The 1,086-nt window shown below is 54.6% G+C and carries 2 protein-coding genes; both read left to right on the forward strand.

The genetic code is table 11. The features are described 5' to 3' along the window. The coding region (locus EL26_RS25715) for a hypothetical protein (protein ID WP_038094849.1) at window positions 1–443 on the forward strand (443 nt) is incomplete at its 5' end. Further along, window positions 440–1,042 (forward strand): hypothetical protein, encoded by a 603-nt coding sequence (locus EL26_RS23070; protein WP_038094851.1) that lies wholly within the window; start codon window positions 440–442, stop codon window positions 1,040–1,042. The genes EL26_RS25715 and EL26_RS23070, both read left to right, overlap by 4 nt. The last annotated feature ends 44 nt before the right edge of the window (window positions 1,043–1,086 follow it).

A 1,086-nucleotide genomic window follows, 5' to 3' on the forward strand; every position in this document is an offset into this window, starting at 1 on the left:
AACAAACGATCATCAATCTCCTGACGCAAAACAGTACCCCTGCGGCCGAAATGATCAAAGCCAATGCCAGAGCCACGATCAACACGACGAACGCGGCACGCTACGGAGTGCAAGCCATCTTGCTGCTGAATGCGGAGCAGGCCGCGCGCATCGCGGAGCAGGAGAAGCAAGTCCAGACCGCCCCGATCCGATCGTTGATCGCAAAGTACGACGACGCAGAGGCAGACTTCGACGAGTACGATCTGTTCAACGCAATGGAAGACCTCATCTGCAAGTCGTACTGCTGGATCGACCCCGACCGAACGGACTTCTGGACGGCGTGGCACGCTTGGTCGGCAGAAGGGACCGAGTTTCGCCAGAAGTCCAAGATGTACATCGACCAAATCCGTGCCGCCATTGGCATGGAGAAGCCGGACATCGAGGAGGAGGTCGAGCAGGGATGAAGATCAGCGACGACCAAGTCATCAAAATCGCAGAGCAACTGGAACAGTACATTGAAGCGCCCGAGGAGATGGCGAACATCCTCAGCTTAAAAAACCTCCACGACATCCGCCGCCGTCGCGAAATCATCGGACCGGTTGGAAGCGTTTGGAAAGATTCGCGGGGTTATAAAAATAGCCACTTGCGACCTGAACTTGAGAGTGCCGATCCGGTGACATTTCAAGAGATGGTGGACGACATCGACACGCTACTGTCTGGGTACGCGGCATTAGAGAAAGGGCAAGGGGCGATGTATTCTCTCGTCATCAAGTTGGATGTTGAGAACCACGTGCTTAAAGAACGCGCCCGTAAGCAGGAGGACCACAAAGAACTCTGGTCGGTGCTGACGCTCCACTATACCGGCTTCTGGGATTTGGATATCGCTTTCAGCATTGTTGAGACATTGCAAGAGAAAGGTCGGCTTTCTGGGCGGCTCTCTGAAATCGCCTCTATGTGGATCGGGGCGTATGGGGACGAGGATTGCGATGACTCCGCATTCTGTGATCTCCTTGCCGACGAAATCGGATTTCCGAAAAATCAGGAAGGGGGCGAGGGGGCATGAGTCCGACACCGATCTACCGCTTCAAGCATCTGTTCAAAATTCCG

The sequence above is a fragment of the Tumebacillus flagellatus genome, assembly GCF_000714935.1.
In the GTDB taxonomy this organism is placed as follows: Bacteria; Bacillota; Bacilli; order Tumebacillales; family Tumebacillaceae; genus Tumebacillus; species Tumebacillus flagellatus.